General features: G+C 51.2%; 17 protein-coding genes, 1 tRNA gene and 4 pseudogenes. 19 read left to right on the top strand and 3 right to left on the bottom strand.

The features are described 5' to 3' along the window. Positions 1-679 precede the first annotated feature (679 nt). The 15 genes and pseudogenes from BHE85_RS09355 to BHE85_RS09275 all read left to right on the top strand — a co-directional run. Entirely contained in the window at positions 680-1,597 is a 918-nt protein-coding gene (locus BHE85_RS09355) for a hypothetical protein (RefSeq protein ID WP_000250228.1), read from the top strand. An 84-nt stretch (positions 1,598-1,681) separates the two neighbouring features. Further along, positions 1,682-2,554 (top strand): GTPase family protein, encoded by an 873-nt coding sequence (locus tag BHE85_RS09350; protein WP_001322100.1) that lies wholly within the window; start codon positions 1,682-1,684, stop codon positions 2,552-2,554. Between the two features lie 371 nt (positions 2,555-2,925). Next, entirely contained in the window at positions 2,926-5,772 is a 2,847-nt protein-coding gene (locus BHE85_RS09345) for an Ag43/Cah family autotransporter adhesin (RefSeq protein WP_000820563.1), read from the top strand. A gap of 70 nt (positions 5,773-5,842) precedes the next feature. Further along, positions 5,843-6,038: pseudogene (locus tag BHE85_RS09340) on the top strand (DUF905 family protein). 117 nt (positions 6,039-6,155) lie between these two features. Next, positions 6,156-6,974 carry a DUF932 domain-containing protein gene (locus BHE85_RS09330; RefSeq protein WP_001234651.1) on the top strand — a complete coding sequence of 273 codons (819 nt, stop codon included), beginning with the start codon at positions 6,156-6,158 and terminating at the stop codon, positions 6,972-6,974. A gap of 341 nt (positions 6,975-7,315) precedes the next feature. Beyond that, positions 7,316-7,789 carry an antirestriction protein gene (locus BHE85_RS09320; RefSeq protein ID WP_005011597.1) on the top strand — a complete coding sequence of 158 codons (474 nt, stop codon included), beginning with the start codon at positions 7,316-7,318 and terminating at the stop codon, positions 7,787-7,789. 15 nt (positions 7,790-7,804) lie between these two features. Continuing rightward, on the top strand, positions 7,805-8,281 hold the full coding sequence (locus BHE85_RS09315) for a JAB domain-containing protein (protein ID WP_005011624.1): 477 nt from the start codon (positions 7,805-7,807) through the stop codon (positions 8,279-8,281). A gap of 62 nt (positions 8,282-8,343) precedes the next feature. Further along, positions 8,344-8,565, top strand: a complete 222-nt coding sequence (locus BHE85_RS09310; protein WP_001220314.1) for a DUF987 domain-containing protein — start codon at positions 8,344-8,346, stop codon at positions 8,563-8,565. A 162-nt stretch (positions 8,566-8,727) separates the two neighbouring features. Continuing rightward, a complete protein-coding gene (locus BHE85_RS09305; protein WP_001280958.1) occupies positions 8,728-9,102 on the top strand; it encodes a type IV toxin-antitoxin system YeeU family antitoxin in 375 nt (124 codons plus the stop codon). A gap of 46 nt (positions 9,103-9,148) precedes the next feature. Further along, positions 9,149-9,523, top strand: coding sequence for a TA system toxin CbtA family protein (locus tag BHE85_RS09300; RefSeq protein WP_000854917.1), 375 nt, complete (start codon positions 9,149-9,151; stop codon positions 9,521-9,523). Next, on the top strand, positions 9,520-10,011 hold the full coding sequence (locus BHE85_RS09295; RefSeq protein ID WP_000976828.1) for a DUF5983 family protein: 492 nt from the start codon (positions 9,520-9,522) through the stop codon (positions 10,009-10,011). The genes BHE85_RS09300 and BHE85_RS09295 overlap by 4 nt, the downstream gene beginning before the upstream one ends. Positions 10,012-10,022: 11 nt before the next feature. Next, on the top strand, positions 10,023-10,220 hold the full coding sequence (locus tag BHE85_RS09290; protein WP_000839282.1) for a DUF957 domain-containing protein: 198 nt from the start codon (positions 10,023-10,025) through the stop codon (positions 10,218-10,220). 84 nt (positions 10,221-10,304) lie between these two features. Further along, positions 10,305-10,865 (top strand): annotated as a pseudogene (locus tag BHE85_RS09285) (DUF4942 domain-containing protein); the annotation flags it as partial. Positions 10,866-10,936: 71 nt separating this feature from the next. Beyond that, on the top strand, positions 10,937-11,941 hold the full coding sequence (locus tag BHE85_RS09280; RefSeq protein ID WP_001179707.1) for an IS110-like element ISSfl8 family transposase: 1,005 nt from the start codon (positions 10,937-10,939) through the stop codon (positions 11,939-11,941). Positions 11,942-12,222: 281 nt separating this feature from the next. After that, positions 12,223-12,504, top strand: a pseudogene (locus BHE85_RS09275) (DUF4942 domain-containing protein); the annotation flags it as partial. 149 nt (positions 12,505-12,653) lie between these two features. Here BHE85_RS09275 and BHE85_RS09270 read toward each other — a convergent pair. Continuing rightward, positions 12,654-12,740: transfer RNA gene (locus BHE85_RS09270), tRNA-Ser, on the bottom strand. A 233-nt stretch (positions 12,741-12,973) separates the two neighbouring features. On the opposite strand from BHE85_RS09270, the gene ghrA reads away from it, so the two are divergent. The 4 genes from ghrA (at position 12,974) to BHE85_RS09250 (ending at position 15,875) form a co-directional block, all read left to right on the top strand. Further along, entirely contained in the window at positions 12,974-13,912 is a 939-nt protein-coding gene (gene ghrA / locus BHE85_RS09265) for a glyoxylate/hydroxypyruvate reductase GhrA (RefSeq protein ID WP_000351323.1), read from the top strand. Positions 13,913-13,966: 54 nt separating this feature from the next. Continuing rightward, positions 13,967-14,704 (top strand): zinc-binding phosphatase, encoded by a 738-nt coding sequence (gene ycdX, locus BHE85_RS09260; RefSeq protein WP_000283664.1) that lies wholly within the window; start codon positions 13,967-13,969, stop codon positions 14,702-14,704. A 23-nt stretch (positions 14,705-14,727) separates the two neighbouring features. Further along, positions 14,728-15,282 carry a molecular chaperone YcdY gene (ycdY, locus tag BHE85_RS09255; protein WP_001001903.1) on the top strand — a complete coding sequence of 185 codons (555 nt, stop codon included), beginning with the start codon at positions 14,728-14,730 and terminating at the stop codon, positions 15,280-15,282. 101 nt (positions 15,283-15,383) lie between these two features. Beyond that, the gene (locus tag BHE85_RS09250; RefSeq protein ID WP_001297187.1) at positions 15,384-15,875 is read left to right on the top strand and encodes a DUF1097 domain-containing protein; all 492 of its coding nucleotides are present in this window, start codon (positions 15,384-15,386) and stop codon (positions 15,873-15,875) included. Between the two features lie 63 nt (positions 15,876-15,938). On the opposite strand, the pseudogene csgG reads toward BHE85_RS09250, so the two are convergent. After that, positions 15,939-16,628: pseudogene (csgG, locus tag BHE85_RS09245) on the bottom strand (curli production assembly/transport protein CsgG); the annotation flags it as partial. Positions 16,629-16,638: 10 nt separating this feature from the next. Further along, on the bottom strand, positions 16,639-16,899 hold a 261-nt coding region (locus BHE85_RS09240), incomplete at its 5' end, for an IS1 family transposase (protein WP_000317683.1).

Raw genomic sequence — 16,899 nt, 5'->3', positions numbered from 1 at the left:
TGTTTTGTTATCAGAAATGTTGTATATTCTTATCCGTGGCGACAGTTTAATGCCCTCTGGTATCACCTGATAATGTATATCCTGCGATGATTCGTTATATTTACGGGACACGCCTCTTTTCATTGTGCTCCTTTTCAGACTTCATTTTCCGTAAGTGTTCCCCGGCATAAAGGAGGTACCTTTCTGGCGTTTATAACTCTCTTTATCGGTGACGCCGGTAATACAGGGAATACCACACCGACAAACGAGGTATTAACAGACGATATTTCAGTGTCCATAATTTTTCTGTCCGGTTAAATAACGTCAGTCTGCTGCCCTCTGACTGTAATCATCAAAGCCGGAATGCATACCGGGTTACAACGTAAAAAAAGTGATGCTGGCCCCCGGTGCAGCTGGCGGGCGAAACATGTTTACCTTTCAATACCCCCTGTCTGCAGTCTCCACTCTTCCATCCTCTTAAGCTACGTCGGCCACATGAGTGCACTTCCATGATAACAGGTATTCCTGTCAGCATAACGAAGCCGGTTACCTTCCCTTCCTCCTGCATTTCCTGTCAGAATGACTATACAGCGCGCAGATTGCCTTTTTATTGACCATCTTAATATACCGTTATAAACTTCTTTTTATCATATTATTATCACCTTATTATGTTTAATTTTTAAGCAGTCGGAGAAAGAGGATGGTTCAGAAAATTTTGTCGGATAAGGTTATGAATGAAAGAACAAATGCGTATTACTCTTATTATCTTGGAGAGCGTAATATCTCCGTACTGCCCCTTAATGTTTATGATCCCCCGGAACGTTTTATCGCTTACATAAAAAAAAACAGAGAAAATCTGAACATCACACTTTCAGATTTTGAACTTGAACAAATAATTTCTGGTATGCGTCTGAAGGCCCTGGCCTTCCTGGTCCCCCTGGAAAAAATATCCTGGATCGCGGGCAGTGAACGCGCATGCTTATTTTCCTGGTATCTGTTGATGCAGTTTATCCAGAATAACAGGGCAAAAATAAGCGCAGACTTGCTTCAAAAGAATAAACTGTATCTTAAAGAAGAGTATCTGGAAGGGAATGCCTTCCCGTCGGACTCATCGACACAGTTCAGACAAATACTCAGAGTTCTCGATATTCTTTCTGATAAGAATTTGCGGGATGAGTGGATAATCCAGACCAAAGACAGATGGATGCGGGCATTTAAATCAAAGAGTCCTTTCAGTTACCTCCTCCCGGAGAACGAACATGAATGCATATGGACATGGAATTATTTGAAGGGAAAAAATATTGCACTGGAAAAACTGGCCAGTTTTCCTGGTTCTGCTGATATTTACCACGCAATTCACCTTTCATTTGACATATGGGTTACCTGTCCACTCACCTCACCTGACGATATAAAAAATTTCAGAAACAGTTTCAATAAGGCCAAGGCGCAGCGCAAGTACAAAAAAATGCAGGAAGATAAAGTCAATGTACAGTTTTTTCTTGACGCAGAAACCAGGGCGCAGCTCAAAGAATTATCGAGGGTCAGAAGACTCAGTACCGGCGAAATGCTGCATGACCTGATTGTTGAAGAGTATAAAAGGTACCGACATTCCAGATAATTTCAGACATATATTATCTCCGTGAGTCCCCCGCCACCTTTCCGGTGTGCGGGGGTTTTGTCTTTTTTCACCGGGAATACATGTATGAATCCGTCTGATGCCATTGAGGCAATTGAAAAACCGCTCTCCTCCCTGCCTTACTCACTTTCCCGTCACATCCTGGAACATCTGCGCAAACTCACCAGTCACGAACCCGTGATTGGCATTATGGGTAAAAGCGGGGCCGGTAAATCCTCACTCTGTAATGCACTGTTTCAGGGGGAGGTCACTCCGGTCAGTGATGTTCACGCCGGCACCCGGGAAGTGCAGCGTTTCCGTCTGAGTGGCCATGGTCACAGCATGGTTATCACTGACCTGCCCGGGGTGGGCGAGAGCCGGGACAGAGATGCAGAGTATGAAGCCCTGTACCGTGACATTCTGCCTGAACTTGACCTGGTACTGTGGCTGATTAAAGCCGATGACCGTGCCCTGTCTGTGGATGAGTATTTCTGGCGACACATCCTGCACCGGGGACATCAGCAGGTGCTGTTTGTGGTGACGCAGGCCGACAAAACGGAGCCCTGCCATGAATGGGATATGGCCGGTATTCAGCCTTCTCCCGCACAGGCACAGAATATTCGCGAAAAAACGGAGGCGGTATTCCGTCTGTTCCGGCCCGTACATCCGGTTGTTGCCGTATCGGCCCGCACCGGCTGGGAACTGGATACGCTGGTCAGTGCGCTAATGACAGCACTTCCCGACCATGCCGCCAGTCCCCTGATGACCCGCCTGCAGGACGAGCTGCGCACGGAATCTGTCCGGGGTCAGGCCCGTGAACAGTTTACCGGTGCGGTGGACCGGATATTTGACACGGCGGAGAGCGTCTGTGTTGCCTCTGTTGCCCGTACGGTTCTGCGTGCCGTCCGTGACACGGTGGTCTCTGTTGCCCGCGCTGTATGGAACTGGATTTTCTTCTGAACAGTCTGCCAGGGAAATGCCTGATAACATTACGTTAACCAACTGAAAACATGACACAAACCCCTCATACTCCTCCTGTTTCTCTTGCGTGACCGCCTTGTCGTTAATAGAATAAAACTATCGATAAAACAGATATCGATCGTTGCTATCGATCGTTTATAGTGGTTAATGGTCTGCGAAAAGGCAGCTGAATCTCTTCATCATGCAGAACGGAATTGCACACAACGGACTGATACTTCTCTGGCGGATGAGAGAGGGGAAGCATTTATGTCCGGGAAAAACCACTTTATCTGACCATGCTGTTTTGTACCTGCCGGTATCCACTTTTGTGGGTACCGGCTTTTTTATTCACCCTCTGTAAGGAAAAGCTGATGAAACGACATCTGAACACCAGCTACAGGCTGGTATGGAATCACATTACGGGCACCCTGGTGGTGGCTTCCGAACTGGCCCGCTCACGGGGAAAACGCGCCGGTGTGGCGGTTGTGCTGTCTCTTGCTGCTGTCACATCAGTCCCGGCACTGGCTGCTGACACGATTGTACAGGCGGGAGAAACCGTGAACGGCGGAACACTGACAAATCATGACAACCAGATTGTTCTCGGTACGGCCAACGGAATGACCATCAGTAGCGGTCTGGAGTATGGGCCGGATAACGAGGCCAATACCGGCGGGCAATGGATACAAAATGGCGGTATCGCCAACAACACTACTGTCACCGGTGGTGGTCTTCAGAGAGTGAATGCCGGAGGAAGCGTTTCAGACACGGTTATCAGTGCCGGAGGCGGACAGAGCCTTCAGGGGCAGGCAGTGAATACCACTCTGAACGGCGGTGAGCAGTGGGTACATGAAGGCGGGATTGCAACGGGTACCGTCATTAATGAGAAGGGCTGGCAGACCGTCAAATCCGGCGCAATGGCAACCGACACGGTTGTGAATACCGGCGCGGAAGGGGGACCAGATGCAGAAAATGGTGATACCGGGCAGTTTGTTCGCGGAAATGCCGTACGTACCACTATCAATGAAAATGGTCGTCAGATTGTGGCTGCTGAAGGAACAGCAAATACCACTGTGGTTTATGCCGGCGGCGACCAGACGGTACACGGGCATGCGCTGGATACCACACTGAATGGCGGTTACCAGTATGTGCACAACGGCGGTACGGCGTCTGGCACTGTTGTAAACAGTGACGGCTGGCAGATTATCAAGGAAGGTGGTCTGGCGGATTTCACCACCGTTAACCAGAAAGGCAAACTGCAGGTGAACGCCGGTGGTACCGCCACACATGTCACCCTGAAACAGGGTGGAGCACTGGTTACCAGTACTGCGGCAACGGTTCTTGGCAGCAACCGTCTGGGCAATTTCACGGTGGAAAACGGTAAGGCTGACGGAGTTGTTCTGGAGTCCGGCGGTCGCCTGGATGTACTGGAAGGCCATTCAGCGCAGAAAACACGGGTGGATGACGGCGGAACCCTGGCAGTGTCTGCCGGTGGTAAGGCAACAGGTGTCACCATGACATCCGGTGGTGCCCTGATTGCAGACAGTGGTGCCACTGTTGAGGGGACCAATGCCAGCGGTAAGTTCAGTATTGATGGCACATCCGGTCAGGCCAGCGGACTGCTGCTGGAAAATGGCGGCAGCTTTACGGTTAATGCCGGAGGACTGGCCAGCAACACCACTGTCGGACATCGTGGAACACTGACGCTGGCTGCCGGGGGAAGTCTGAGTGGCAGAACACAGCTCAGTAAAGGTGCCAGCATGGTACTGAATGGCGATGTGGTCAGTACCGGCGATATTGTTAACGCAGGGGAGATTCGCTTTGATAATCAGACGACACCGGATGCCGCGCTGAGCCGTGCTGTTGCAAAAGGCGACTCCCCGGTAACGTTCCATAAACTGACCACCAGTAACCTCACCGGTCAGGGTGGCACCATCAATATGCGTGTTCGCCTTGATGGCAGCAATACCTCTGACCAGCTGGTGATTAATGGTGGTCAGGCAACCGGCAAAACCTGGCTTGCGTTTACAAATGTCGGAAACAGTAACCTCGGGGTGGCAACCTCCGGACAGGGTATCCGGGTTGTGGATGCACAGAATGGCGCCACCACAGAAGAAGGTGCGTTTGCCCTGAGTCGCCCGCTTCAGGCCGGCGCCTTTAACTACACCCTGAACCGTGACAGCGATGAAGACTGGTACCTGCGCAGTGAAAATGCTTATCGTGCTGAAGTCCCCCTGTATACATCCATGCTGACACAGGCAATGGACTATGACCGGATTCTGGCAGGCTCCCGCAGCCATCAGACCGGTGTAAACGGTGAAAATAACAGCGTCCGTCTCAGCATTCAGGGCGGTCATCTCGGTCACGATAACAACGGCGGTATTGCCCGTGGAGCCACGCCGGAAAGCAGCGGCAGCTATGGCTTCGTCCGTCTGGAGGGTGACCTGCTGAGAACAGAGGTTGCCGGTATGTCTCTGACGACAGGGGTGTATGGTGCCGCAGGCCATTCTTCCGTTGATGTTAAGGATGATGACGGTTCCCGCGCCGGCACGGTCCGGGATGATGCCGGCAGCCTGGGCGGATACCTGAATCTGACACACACGTCCTCCGGCCTGTGGGCTGACATTGTGGCACAGGGAACCCGCCACAGCATGAAAGCGTCATCGGACAATAACGACTTCCGTGCCCGGGGCTGGGGCTGGCTGGGCTCACTGGAAACCGGTCTGCCCTTCAGTATCACTGACAACCTGATGCTGGAGCCACAACTGCACTATACCTGGCAGGGACTTACCCTGGATGACGGCCAGGATAACGCCGGTTATGTGAAGTTCGGGCATGGCAGTGCACAACATGTGCGTGCCGGTTTCCGTCTGGGCAGCCACAACGATATGAGCTTTGGTGAAGGCACCTCATCCCGTGACACTCTGCGCGACAGTACAAAACACCGTGTGAGTGAACTGCCGGTGAACTGGTGGGTACAGCCTTCTGTTATCCGCACTTTCAGCTCCCGGGGTGACATGAGCATGGGGACAGCCGCCGCCGGCAGTAACATGACGTTCTCACCGTCCCGGAATGGCACGTCACTGGACCTGCAGGCCGGACTGGAAGCCCGTGTCCGGGAAAATATCACCCTGGGCGTTCAGGCCGGTTATGCCCACAGCGTCAGCGGCAGCAGCGCTGAAGGTTATAACGGTCAGGCCACGCTGAATGTGACTTTTTGATAATCAGGTCACTCTCCTTCAGGCCCCGGTCATCATGACCGGGGCTTTTTACTTTCAGGGAGCAACAGATATGCCGGGTTGTACATCACGTTTATTGCCCGAAGGCCCTTTCTCACGCGAACAGGCTGTTGCCGTCAAAACAGCTTACCGCAATGTGTTTACTGAAGATGACCAGGGAACATATTCCCGGCTGGTTATCCGTAATGCTGAAGGTCAGTTGCGCTGGTGATGCCGGAACACAGCTTAATACTCAGCTCGCCAGTTAAGGGCTTCTCAGACAATAAACGTCATTCATTTCATCTGTCAGGCCGCGTCTTCTCCGGGAGACGCAGCTTTTTCATTTATTACACCAGTAAATCGTAACCACCGATAAGGAGCAAATTATGCGACTAGCCAGTCGTTTTGGTTATGCGAACCAGATACGCCGTGACCGTCCGCTGACACACGAAGAACTGATGCACTATGTTCCCAGTATTTTCGGTGAAGACCGGCATACTTCCCGCAGTAAACGATATGCGTACATTCCCACCATCACCGTACTGGAAAGCCTGCAGCAGGAAGGTTTTCAGCCATTCTTCGCCTGCCAGACCCGCGTGCGCGACCCGGGCCGCCGGGGATACACAAAACACATGCTGCGTCTGCGGCGGGCCGGAGAGATAAACGGAGAACATGTCCCTGAAATTATTCTGCTCAACTCTCATGACGGTACCTCCAGCTACCAGATGCTGCCGGGTTACTTCAGATTCGTCTGCCAGAATGGCTGCGTCTGCGGTCAGTCTCTGGGGGAAGTGCGTGTTCCACACCGGGGAAATGTGGTGGAGAAAGTTATCGAAGGGGCTTACGAAGTGGTGGGGGTTTTTGACCGGATTGAGGAAAAGCGTGATGCCATGCAGTCGCTGGTCCTGCCGCCACCGGCACGCCAGGCGCTGGCACAGGCGGCACTGACTTACCGTTATGGTGACGAACATCAGCCAGTCACCACCGCTGACATTCTGACACCACGACGCAGGGAGGATTACGGTAAAGACCTGTGGAGCGCATATCAGACCATCCAGGAGAATATGCTGAAAGGCGGGATTTCCGGCCGCAGTGCAAAAGGAAAACGTATCCACACCCGTGCCATTCACAACATCGACACCGATATTAAGCTCAACCGCGCATTGTGGGTAATGGCAGAAACGCTGCTGGAGAGCCTGCGCTGATGCAGCATGTCCCTGAAGGCGTGATTCAGGCACCAGAATCACCCGACGCCCCGGAGGCGCTGCCGGGGTGTCGTTCCATTTCTGATGATGACCTGTGCGCCTGGTGTACCCGTCTGCTTTACCGTCCCGGAGAAATCAGTCTGTGCAGACTGAGTATACAGGCAATGGCATCTGGCCATCCGTCTGTGACCGGAACGGTTACGCGTACGGCTGTCCGGAATTTCAGCCGAATATCATTCATCCCTGATATTACCGGGTCATCACGGTCAGTGATGAACGTGATGTTGCCAGCTCCCGACCTTTACTCCCTCTCATTTATTCACATTACAAGGATTTCATACATGAAAACATTGTCTCAGAACACCACCGCTTCGGCCTGTGCACCGGAGACTGGCCTGCAACAACTGGTTGCCACTCCCGTCCCTGATGAACAGCGCATCAGCTTCTGGCCGCAGCATTTTGGCCTCATTCCACAGTGGGTCACCCTGGAACCCCGTGTCTTCGGCTGGATGGACCGTCTGTGTGAAGACTACTGCGGTGGTATCTGGAATCTGTACACCCTGAACAACGGCGGGGCATTTATGGCACCCGAACCGGATGACGATGATGACGAAACATGGGTACTGTTCAATGCCATGAACGGTAACCGCGCTGAAATGAGCCCGGAAGCCGCCGGCATTGCTGCCTGTCTGATGACGTACAGTCATCATGCCTGTCGTACGGAGTGTTATGCCATGACGGTCCATTATTACCGGCTGCGGGATTACGCCCTGCAGCATCCGGAATGCAGCGCCATTATGCGCATCATCGACTGAATGGAGGCAGGGACAATGCAGCAGCTTTCCTTTCTGCCCGGAAACATGACGCCCGGCGAGCGCAGTCTCATTCTGCGGGCCCTGCAAACCCTGGACCGCCATCTTCATGAACCCGGCGTGGCCTTCACCTCCACCCGTGCGGCACGGGAATGGCTGATTCTGAACATGGCGGGACTGGAGCGGGAAGAGTTCCGGGTGCTGTATCTGAACAACCAGAATCAGCTGATTGCCGGTGAAACCCTCTTCACCGGCACCATCAACCGTACGGAAGTTCATCCCCGGGAAGTGATTAAACGCGCCCTGTACCACAATGCCGCTGCCGTGGTGCTGGCGCACAATCACCCGTCCGGTGAAGTCACACCCAGTAAGGCAGACCGGCTTATCACCGAACGTCTGGTACAGGCACTGGGCCTGGTGGATATCCGGGTGCCGGACCATCTGATAGTCGGTGGCAACCAGGTTTTCTCCTTTGCCGAACATGGTCTGCTTTAACCCGTCACAACCACATCACACCTGTTTTCACTTTTATCTTCTGTCTTCAGAGGTATCACATCATGAGAATCATCACCCGTGGTGAAGCCATGCGTATTCACCAACAGCATCCTGCATCCCGTCTTTTTCCGTTCTGTACCGGTAAGTATCGCTGGCACGGCAGTGCTGAAGCGTATACTGGTCGTGAAGTGCAGGATATTCCCGGCGTTCTTGCCGTGTTTGCAGAACGCCGTAAGGACAGTTTTGGCCCGTATGTCCGGCTGATGAGTGTCACCCTGAACTGATGTTCCGTCACCCGGGAAACGAGTACGACCAGATGACCTCAGACGCCGCTGTGGATGAGGCCATTCTCATCAATGCATACATCTTCACCGAAACCGGTCAGCGCGCCGGCTGACCTGTCATCGTTAAACCATTCTTAACCACTTTTCAGAGAGGATTTTATCGTGTCAGACAAACTCTCCGGGATAACTCATCCCGATGACAATCACGACCGCCCCTGGTGGGGGCTTCCCTGCACAGTGAGGCCCTGTTTTGGCGCTCGTCTGGTGCAAGAGGGTAACCGCCTGTATTACCTTGCCGACCGCGCCGGTATCAGAGGCCGCTTCAGCGACGCAGATGCATACCATCTGGACCAGGCCTTTCCGCTGCTGATGAAACAACTGGAACTCATGCTCACCAGCGGTGAACTGAATCCCCGATATCAGCATACCGTCACGCTGTATGCAAAAGGGCTGACCTGCGAAGCCGACACCCTCGGCTCCTGTGGTTACGTTTATCTGGCTGTTTATCCGACACCAGCACCCGCAACCACCTCATAACCCCGAAGCTCTCACCTTTAGCACTACCAGTTACAGAGAACTTAAGATGAAAACATTATCCGACACACATGTACGGGAGGTATCTCGCTGCCCGTCTCCCGTCACCATCTGGCAGACACTGCTCATCCGACTGCTGGACCAGCATTATGGCCTCACACTGAATGACACACCGTTTGTCGATGAACGTGTGATTGAGCAGCATATTGAGGCAGGCATTTCACTGTGTGATGCAGTTAATTTTCTCGTGGAAAAATACGCGCTGGTGCGTACCGACCAGCCGGGATTCAGCACCTGTCCCCGCTCTCAGTTAATAAACAGTATTGATATCCTCCGGGCTCGCCGGGCGACCGGCCTGATGACCCGCGACAATTACAGAACGGTAAATAACATTACCCTGGGTAAGTATCCGGAGGCGAAATGATGAAACTGGCCCTGACACTGGAAGCCGACAGCGTTAACGTACAGGCACTGAACATAGGGCGCATTGTCGTTGACGTCGATGGTATTGAGCTCGCTGAACTGATTAACATGGTCTGCGATAACGGCTACTCCCTTCGTGTTGTTGATGAATCTGACCAGACCTCAGCAGAATGCACGCCACCATTTGCTACCCTTACCGGCATACGCTGCAGTACCGCACATATCACGGAAACGGACAACGCCTGGTTGTACTCGCTGTCACACCAGACCAGTGACTTCGGTGAATCAGAATGGATTCATTTTACAGGTAGCGGATATCTGTTACGTACCGATGCGTGGTCATACCCGGTTCTGCGGCTTAAACGCCTGGGGCTGTCAAAAACGTTCCGTCGTCTGGTCGTCACACTCATCCGGCGTTATGGCGTCAGTCTCATTCATCTGGATGCCAGCGCTGAATGCCTGCCGGGTTTACCCACTTTCGACTGGTAACCAGGAACAACATGAAATCATTAACCACGGAAACAGCGCTGGATATTCTGATTGCGTGGCTGCAGGACAATATCGACTGCGGATCGGGAATTATCTTTGACAACGATGAGGATAAAACGGATTCAGCAGCACTGTTGCCCTGTATCGAACAGGCCCGGGAGGATGTCCGTACCCTGCGTCATCTGCAGCTTCTGCACCAGAACCGGTGAAGCTCACTCACCAGACTTCATTCCTCTGACGCCAGCCTGCACAGGGCTGGCGTTTTCATTTATCTGCAAAAAGGAATATCGATTATGTCAGATATCACAATCTCCCGTCCGGAAGTGGTCAACGGGCATACGGACGTTATCTGCTCAACCAGCATTCGCCACATTCTGGCTGTACGAAAGAGTACACTGTTGCAAATCGACACACTTATCCGACAACTGGCTGAAATCTCGGTGCTGACGGAAAGCATCGGAGGTAAAACTGCCCCGGACTGGGCCATGAAACAGGATTTTCGCTGCGGCTGCTGGCTGATGGAGAAACCCGAAACAGCAATGAAAGCCATTACCCGGAATCTTGATCGCGAAATCTGGCGTGACCTGATGCAACGTTCCGGGATGCTGTCATTAATGGATACGCAGGCCCGTGATACATGGTACCGGTCACTGGAGTACGATAATTTTCCGGAAATCAGCGAAGCGAACATTCTGAGCACATTTGAACAACTGCACCAGAATAAGGATGAGGTGTTTGAGCGAGGGGTGATCAACGTCTTCAGAGGGCTGAACTGGAATTACAAAACCAATTGCCCCTGTAAATTTGGCAGTAAAATTATCGTCAACAATCTGGTGAGATGGGACCGGTGGGGATAATGATATGGTCACCCCCACCTTAACAGCAGTACGCTGTTAAGGTAAATCCCTTTAACGGAGAGACCATCATGCAGAACATCACACTTATTGGTATCGATCTCGGAAAGCACTCCTTCCACATTCATTGTCAAGACAAGTCTGGTAAGGCTCTTCTGCGTAAAAAATTTACCCGTACTAAACTGATGCAGTTTCTGGCGACATGTCCGCCCTCAGTTGTTGTAATGGAAGCCTGTGCGGGTGCACACTTTATGGCTCGCTGTATCTCTGATTTTGGGCATGAAACTAAGCTGATTTCTCCACAGTTCGTTCGCCCGTTTGTCAAAAGTAATAAGAATGATTTTGTTGATGCAGAAGCCATATGCGAAGCGGCTTCACGACCATCAATGCGTTTTGTCCAGCCAAGAACTGAGACCCAGCAGGCCATGAGGGCGTTACACCGGGTCAGAGAATCGCTCATCAGAGATAAGGTGAAAACAACCAACCAGATCCACGGTTTCTTGCTGGAATTTGGAATCAGCCTGCCGATAGGTGATGCTGTAATAAAACGGTTGTCTCTCGTGTTGGCTGAACACGAAATCCCCGAATATCTGAGCCGCCTTTTGGTGAGGTTGCATACCCACTACTTTTACCTTGTTGAGCAAATAGCAGAGCTGGAATCAGAATTAAGTCAGTCAATCAACGCTGATGATACCGCTCAGCGCATTATGACAATTCCTGGTGTTGGTCCGATTACTGCCAGCTTACTATCGTCGCAACTTGGTGACGGGAAACAGTTCTCATGCAGCAGGGATTTTGCAGCTTCCACAGGACTTGTTCCCCGGCAGTATAGCACTGGAGGAAAATCGACTCTGTTGGGTATCAGTAAGCGAGGTGATAAAAATTTACGCCGGTTACTGGTTCAGTGTGCCCGCTCATTCATAATGCGACTTGAACGCAAGCATGGAAAACTTGCTGAGTGGGTTCGGGAGCAACTCAACAAGAAGCATTCGAATGTGGTTACCTGCGCTCTGGCAAATAAACTGGCTCGAATTGCCTGGGCAATCACTACTCAGAAAAAAGAATATCAGGCCTGATATAGATGCTGATATAACTCAATTAGTTTATTTTAAACAATAAGATACAAGTTACCTTTCTGGTTTTGCGAAGACTGATTATTGATGACATGAACGGCAAATCGACCTGATTAAAAACCTAACAGATGAAATGGCTCACTGAAGCCGAGGGGATTTTTAGGATTATCAGGTGCGGAACTCATCGGGGCGCGGGCATCCTTGCCCACAGAGACGCCGGATAGATTTAAGCAAGCCAACCATTAATCAAAAATCAGTGTTGCAAAAACGGGGGTGACCATAGATTTCATCTTATCACCGGACAACAGGCTGACCGACTCGCCGATCTGGAAAGAATGTTGCACCTGTTCAGCGGTAAACCAATCCCCGACAACCGGGGAAACATCACCCTTCGTCTGGATGATCACATTCAGTCTGTTCAGGGTAAAGAGAGCTATGAAGATGAGATGTTCAGCATCAGATACTTTAAGAAGGGCTCCGCGCATATCACGTTCAGAAAACCAGAACTGGTTGACAGACTGAATGATATTATCGCAAAACACTATCCTGATATGCTGGCAGTATAGCTTTGCCAGTATGCTCAAAGATCGGAAATTGTCCGATAAGATATGATCGCGGGGCATATAAACCGGTTTCAGATGGCATACCCGATGGCATACTGTCTGGAAGGAAAAATAAAAAAGCGCATGTTAAACAATAACATGCACTTATAATCTGGCGGTGAGGGGGGATTCGAACCCCCGATACGTTGCCGTATACACACTTTCCAGGCGTGCTCCTTCAACCGCTCGGACACCTCACCAAATTGTTGTTCCTGTCTTGCTGGAACGGGCGCTAATTTAGGGAAATCATGACCTGAGGTCAACAAACTTTTTGAAAAAATCGCGCGTTTATTCAAACTTCAATCAATGTGTGGTTTTAATAAGCGAAATCTGCTTTTTTTGCCACCGACCACGGATTTGTTATGCTGGTGGCCTTTGTAGATCATAACGATAAGTGCGAATAAATTTCGCACAACGCTTTTCGGGAGTCAGTATGGATATCATCTTTTATCACCCAACGTTCGATACCCAATGGTGGATTGAGGCACTGCGCAAAGCTATTCCTCAGGCAAGAGTCAGAGCATGGAAAAGCGGAGATAATGACTCTGCTGATTATGCTTTAGTCTGGCATCCTCCTGTTGAAATGCTGGCAGGGCGCGATCTTAAAGCGGTGTTCGCACTCGGGGCCGGTGTTGATTCTATTTTGAGCAAGCTACAGGCACACCCTGAAATGCTGAACCCTTCTGTTCCACTTTTTCGCCTGGAAGATACTGGTATGGGCGAGCAAATGCAGGAATATGCTGTCAGTCAGGTGCTGCATTGGTTTCGACGTTTTGACGATTATCGCATCCAGCAAAATAGTTCGCATTGGCAACCGCTGCCTGAATATCATTGGGAAGATTTTACCATCGGCATTTTGGGCGCAGGCGTACTGGGCAGTAAAGTTGCTCAGAGTCTGCAAACCTGGCGCTTTCCGCTGCGTTGCTGGAGTCGAACCCGTAAATCGTGGCCTGGCGTGCAAAGCTTTGCCGGACGGGAAGAACTGTCTGCATTTCTGAGCCAATGTCGGGTATTGATTAATTTGTTACCGAATACCCCTGAAACCGTCGGCATTATTAATCAACAATTACTCGAAAAATTACCGGATGGCGCGTATCTCCTCAACCTGGCGCGTGGTGTTCATGTTGTGGAAGATGACCTGCTCGCGGCGCTGGATAGCGGCAAAGTTAAAGGCGCAATGTTGGATGTTTTTAATCGTGAACCCTTACCGCCTGAAAGTCCGCTCTGGCAACATCCACGCGTGACGATAACACCACATGTCGCCGCGATTACCCGTCCCGCTGAAGCTGTGGAGTACATTTCTCGCACCATTGCCCAGCTCGAAAAAGGGGAGAGGGTCTGCGGGCAAGTCGACCGCGCACGCGGCTACTAATAAAGCATCAGGATTCCTGCTATCCTTGGCGGGAATTGAATACAGGAGAGAGTTATGTATCCCGTCGACCTTCATATGCATACCGTTGCCAGCACACATGCATATAGCACATTGAGTGATTACATTGCCCAGGCCAAACAAAAGGGCATTAAACTTTTTGCGATCACCGATCATGGCCCGGATATGGAAGATGCTCCGCATCACTGGCACTTCATTAACATGCGTATCTGGCCGCGAGTGGTTGATGGGGTAGGGATCCTGCGCGGCATCGAAGCTAACATTAAAAATGTTGATGGTGAAATTGATTGCAGCGGTAAAATGTTTGACTCGCTGGATCTGATTATTGCCGGTTTTCATGAGCCGGTTTTTGCACCACATGACAAAGCGACCAATACACAAGCGATGATCGCCACTATCGCCAGCGGCAATGTGCATATAATAAGCCATCCCGGAAATCCCAAATATGAAATAGATGTGAAAGCCGTTGCTGAAGCAGCCGCGAAACATCAGGTGGCGCTGGAAATCAATAATTCTTCATTTTTACACTCACGTAAGGGCAGTGAAGACAACTGTCGTGCGGTAGCCGCAGCGGTACGTGATGCTGGAGGTTGGGTGGCATTAGGCTCGGATTCTCACACCGCGTTTACCATGGGGGAATTTGAAGAGTGTCTTAAAATCCTCGACGCGGTAGATTTTCCGCCAGAGCGCATTTTGAATGTTTCTCCGCGCCGCTTACTGAACTTCCTTGAATCTCGCGGTATGGCACCGATTGCGGAATTTGCAGACCTTTAATTACTAGTAATGGAAATATATTAATGAACGAGTTTTCTATCCTCTGTCGTGTGCTGGGTTCGCTCTATTACCGCCAACCGCAAGATCCTTTACTGGTGCCGCTGTTTACCCTGATTCGTGAGGGGAAACTGGCTGCGAACTGGCCACTGGAGCAGGATGAGTTACTGACGCGTTTACAGAAAAGCTGTGATATGGCGCAAGTCTCTGCCGATTACAATGCGTTGTTTATCGGCGATGAATGTGCCGTGCCGCCATATCGTAGCGCATGGGTTGAGGACGCAACGGAAGCGGAAGTGCGCGCTTTTCTTTCCGAACGAGGGATGCCACTGGCGGATACGCCAGCCGATCACATCGGCACATTGCTGCTTGCGGCTTCCTGGATGGAAGATCAGTCAACGGAAGATGAGAGCGAAGCACTGGAAACACTGTTCAGTGAGTATCTGTTACCCTGGTGTGGTGCGTTCCTCGGCAAAGTGGAGGCCCATGCAACCACGCCTTTCTGGCGCACCATGGCACCGCTAACCCGTGATGCCATTAGTGCAATGTGGGACGAGCTGGAAGAAGATTCTGAAGAGTAAATGTGATCATCGTCACTCATAACTGCAACAGATAATTTGTTGTTGCATAAAATGTGTGCTCGATCTCATTCATGGCCGCGTTTTCTGCTATCATGCGCGGCATGAACATACTTCTCTCTATTGCAATCACAACAGGCATTCTCTCCGGTATCTGGGGATGGGTGGCTGTTTCCCTGGGCTTACTAAGCTGGGCGGGCTTCCTGGGCTGTACGGCCTACTTTGCCTGCCCGCAAGGTGGGCTGAAAGGGCTGGCGATCTCCGCTGCAACCCTGCTTAGTGGCGTGGTGTGGGCGATGGTCATTATTTACGGTAGTGCACTGGCACCACATCTGGAAATTCTCGGTTATGTCATAACCGGTATTGTGGCGTTTCTGATGTGTATTCAGGCCAAACAGCTGCTGCTTTCATTTGTTCCGGGGACGTTTATAGGCGCATGCGCGACGTTTGCCGGGCAGGGTGACTGGAAACTGGTGTTACCTTCGCTGGCGCTTGGGCTGGTATTTGGTTACGCAATGAAAAACAGCGGCCTGTGGCTGGCGGCGCGTAGTGCAAAGACGGCTCACCGTGAGCAGGAAATCAAAAATAAAGCGTGAGGGGCACTCACGCTTTCGCTTAAACAGTAAAATGCCGGATGATAATTCCGGCTTTTTTATCTGTCAGGATTCCGGTGGAACCGACATATGGCGGTATTTCACCAGAATGTCATTCTGCCGTTCTGCTTTATTTTGCAAATCCCACAGACCACGGTCGATACCATCATTAATCAGGAAAATGACCCCTGTTTCGATAGCCGACATCAGACACAGCATAACGGGTTCGTTTGAGGTGTAACCCACTTCCCCTTCCAGCAAGCGCTGGTAGTCAATAAAGCGGAAAACCCCGGCCTGAACTTCATAGGAAAGTATCGTCTTACTGGTGTTCACCGAGGAGAGGATCTCACCGGTACTCACATTGACGACACGCAGGTTCACGGCAATCTGATCGAGCTGGTATTGCGTGTCTGCACCGATCCCAAAATATCTTGCCCCAACACCGCCCGATTTAACGTTGCTTTCATAACCGATAATCGAACCTTCAACCATAATATTTGCCGCCGTTAAAGATTGCAGCGGGATTCGGTTATTAATGGCAACCGTGCCGTTTTCTTGTGCCGCACGAATAATCTTGCGCTCGTTAAGCAGGTTTTGTAAGCCCTAGCGCTCCAGCGGTATAAACCAGCGAGAATCTTTCAATGCCGTGACCAGCATTGCCGTGGCGCTTTGCGGAACAGCAGTGGAGAAGTTACTTGCCGGGTAGGGTTTAAATTGCCCGGTTTCGTCCTGAATGTTGTATACCGAAACAGGTAATGACTCCAACTTACTGATAGTGTTTTATGTTCAGATAATGCCCGATGACCTTGTCATGCAGCTCCACCGATTTTGAGAACGACAGTGACTTCCGTCCCAGCCTTGCCAGATGTTGTCTCAGATTCAGATTATGTCGCTCAATGCGCTGAGTGTAACGCTTGCTGATAACGTGCAGCTTTCCCTTCAGGCGTGATTCATACAGCGGCCAGCCATCCGTCATCCATACCACGACCTCAAAGGCCGACAGCAGGCTCAGAAGACGCTCCAGTGT

Source organism: Shigella sp. FC1567, assembly GCF_001743015.1.
GTDB lineage: Bacteria > Pseudomonadota > Gammaproteobacteria > Enterobacterales > Enterobacteriaceae > Escherichia > Escherichia coli.
The sequence above is the reverse complement of the archived record's forward strand: the minus strand, read 5'-3'. Positions and strand labels throughout refer to the sequence as shown.

What these genes read in the sequence shown, in the direction of transcription:
- BHE85_RS09315 (WP_005011624.1), top strand. Translation starts at nt 7,805, where the DNA reads ATGCAGCAGCTTTCCTTTCTGCCCGGAAACATGACGCCCGGCGAGCGC.
- ghrA (WP_000351323.1), top strand. Translation starts at nt 12,974, where the DNA reads ATGGATATCATCTTTTATCACCCAACGTTCGATACCCAATGGTGGATT.
- BHE85_RS09250 (WP_001297187.1), top strand. Translation starts at nt 15,384, where the DNA reads ATGAACATACTTCTCTCTATTGCAATCACAACAGGCATTCTCTCCGGT.
- BHE85_RS09330 (WP_001234651.1), top strand. Translation starts at nt 6,156, where the DNA reads ATGCGACTAGCCAGTCGTTTTGGTTATGCGAACCAGATACGCCGTGAC.
- ycdX (WP_000283664.1), top strand. Translation starts at nt 13,967, where the DNA reads ATGTATCCCGTCGACCTTCATATGCATACCGTTGCCAGCACACATGCA.
- BHE85_RS09300 (WP_000854917.1), top strand. Translation starts at nt 9,149, where the DNA reads ATGAAAACATTATCCGACACACATGTACGGGAGGTATCTCGCTGCCCG.
- ycdY (WP_001001903.1), top strand. Translation starts at nt 14,728, where the DNA reads ATGAACGAGTTTTCTATCCTCTGTCGTGTGCTGGGTTCGCTCTATTAC.
- BHE85_RS09310 (WP_001220314.1), top strand. Translation starts at nt 8,344, where the DNA reads ATGAGAATCATCACCCGTGGTGAAGCCATGCGTATTCACCAACAGCAT.
- BHE85_RS09350 (WP_001322100.1), top strand. Translation starts at nt 1,682, where the DNA reads ATGAATCCGTCTGATGCCATTGAGGCAATTGAAAAACCGCTCTCCTCC.
- BHE85_RS09280 (WP_001179707.1), top strand. Translation starts at nt 10,937, where the DNA reads ATGCAGAACATCACACTTATTGGTATCGATCTCGGAAAGCACTCCTTC.
- BHE85_RS09320 (WP_005011597.1), top strand. Translation starts at nt 7,316, where the DNA reads ATGAAAACATTGTCTCAGAACACCACCGCTTCGGCCTGTGCACCGGAG.
- BHE85_RS09345 (WP_000820563.1), top strand. Translation starts at nt 2,926, where the DNA reads ATGAAACGACATCTGAACACCAGCTACAGGCTGGTATGGAATCACATT.
- BHE85_RS09355 (WP_000250228.1), top strand. Translation starts at nt 680, where the DNA reads ATGGTTCAGAAAATTTTGTCGGATAAGGTTATGAATGAAAGAACAAAT.
- BHE85_RS09290 (WP_000839282.1), top strand. Translation starts at nt 10,023, where the DNA reads ATGAAATCATTAACCACGGAAACAGCGCTGGATATTCTGATTGCGTGG.
- BHE85_RS09295 (WP_000976828.1), top strand. Translation starts at nt 9,520, where the DNA reads ATGATGAAACTGGCCCTGACACTGGAAGCCGACAGCGTTAACGTACAG.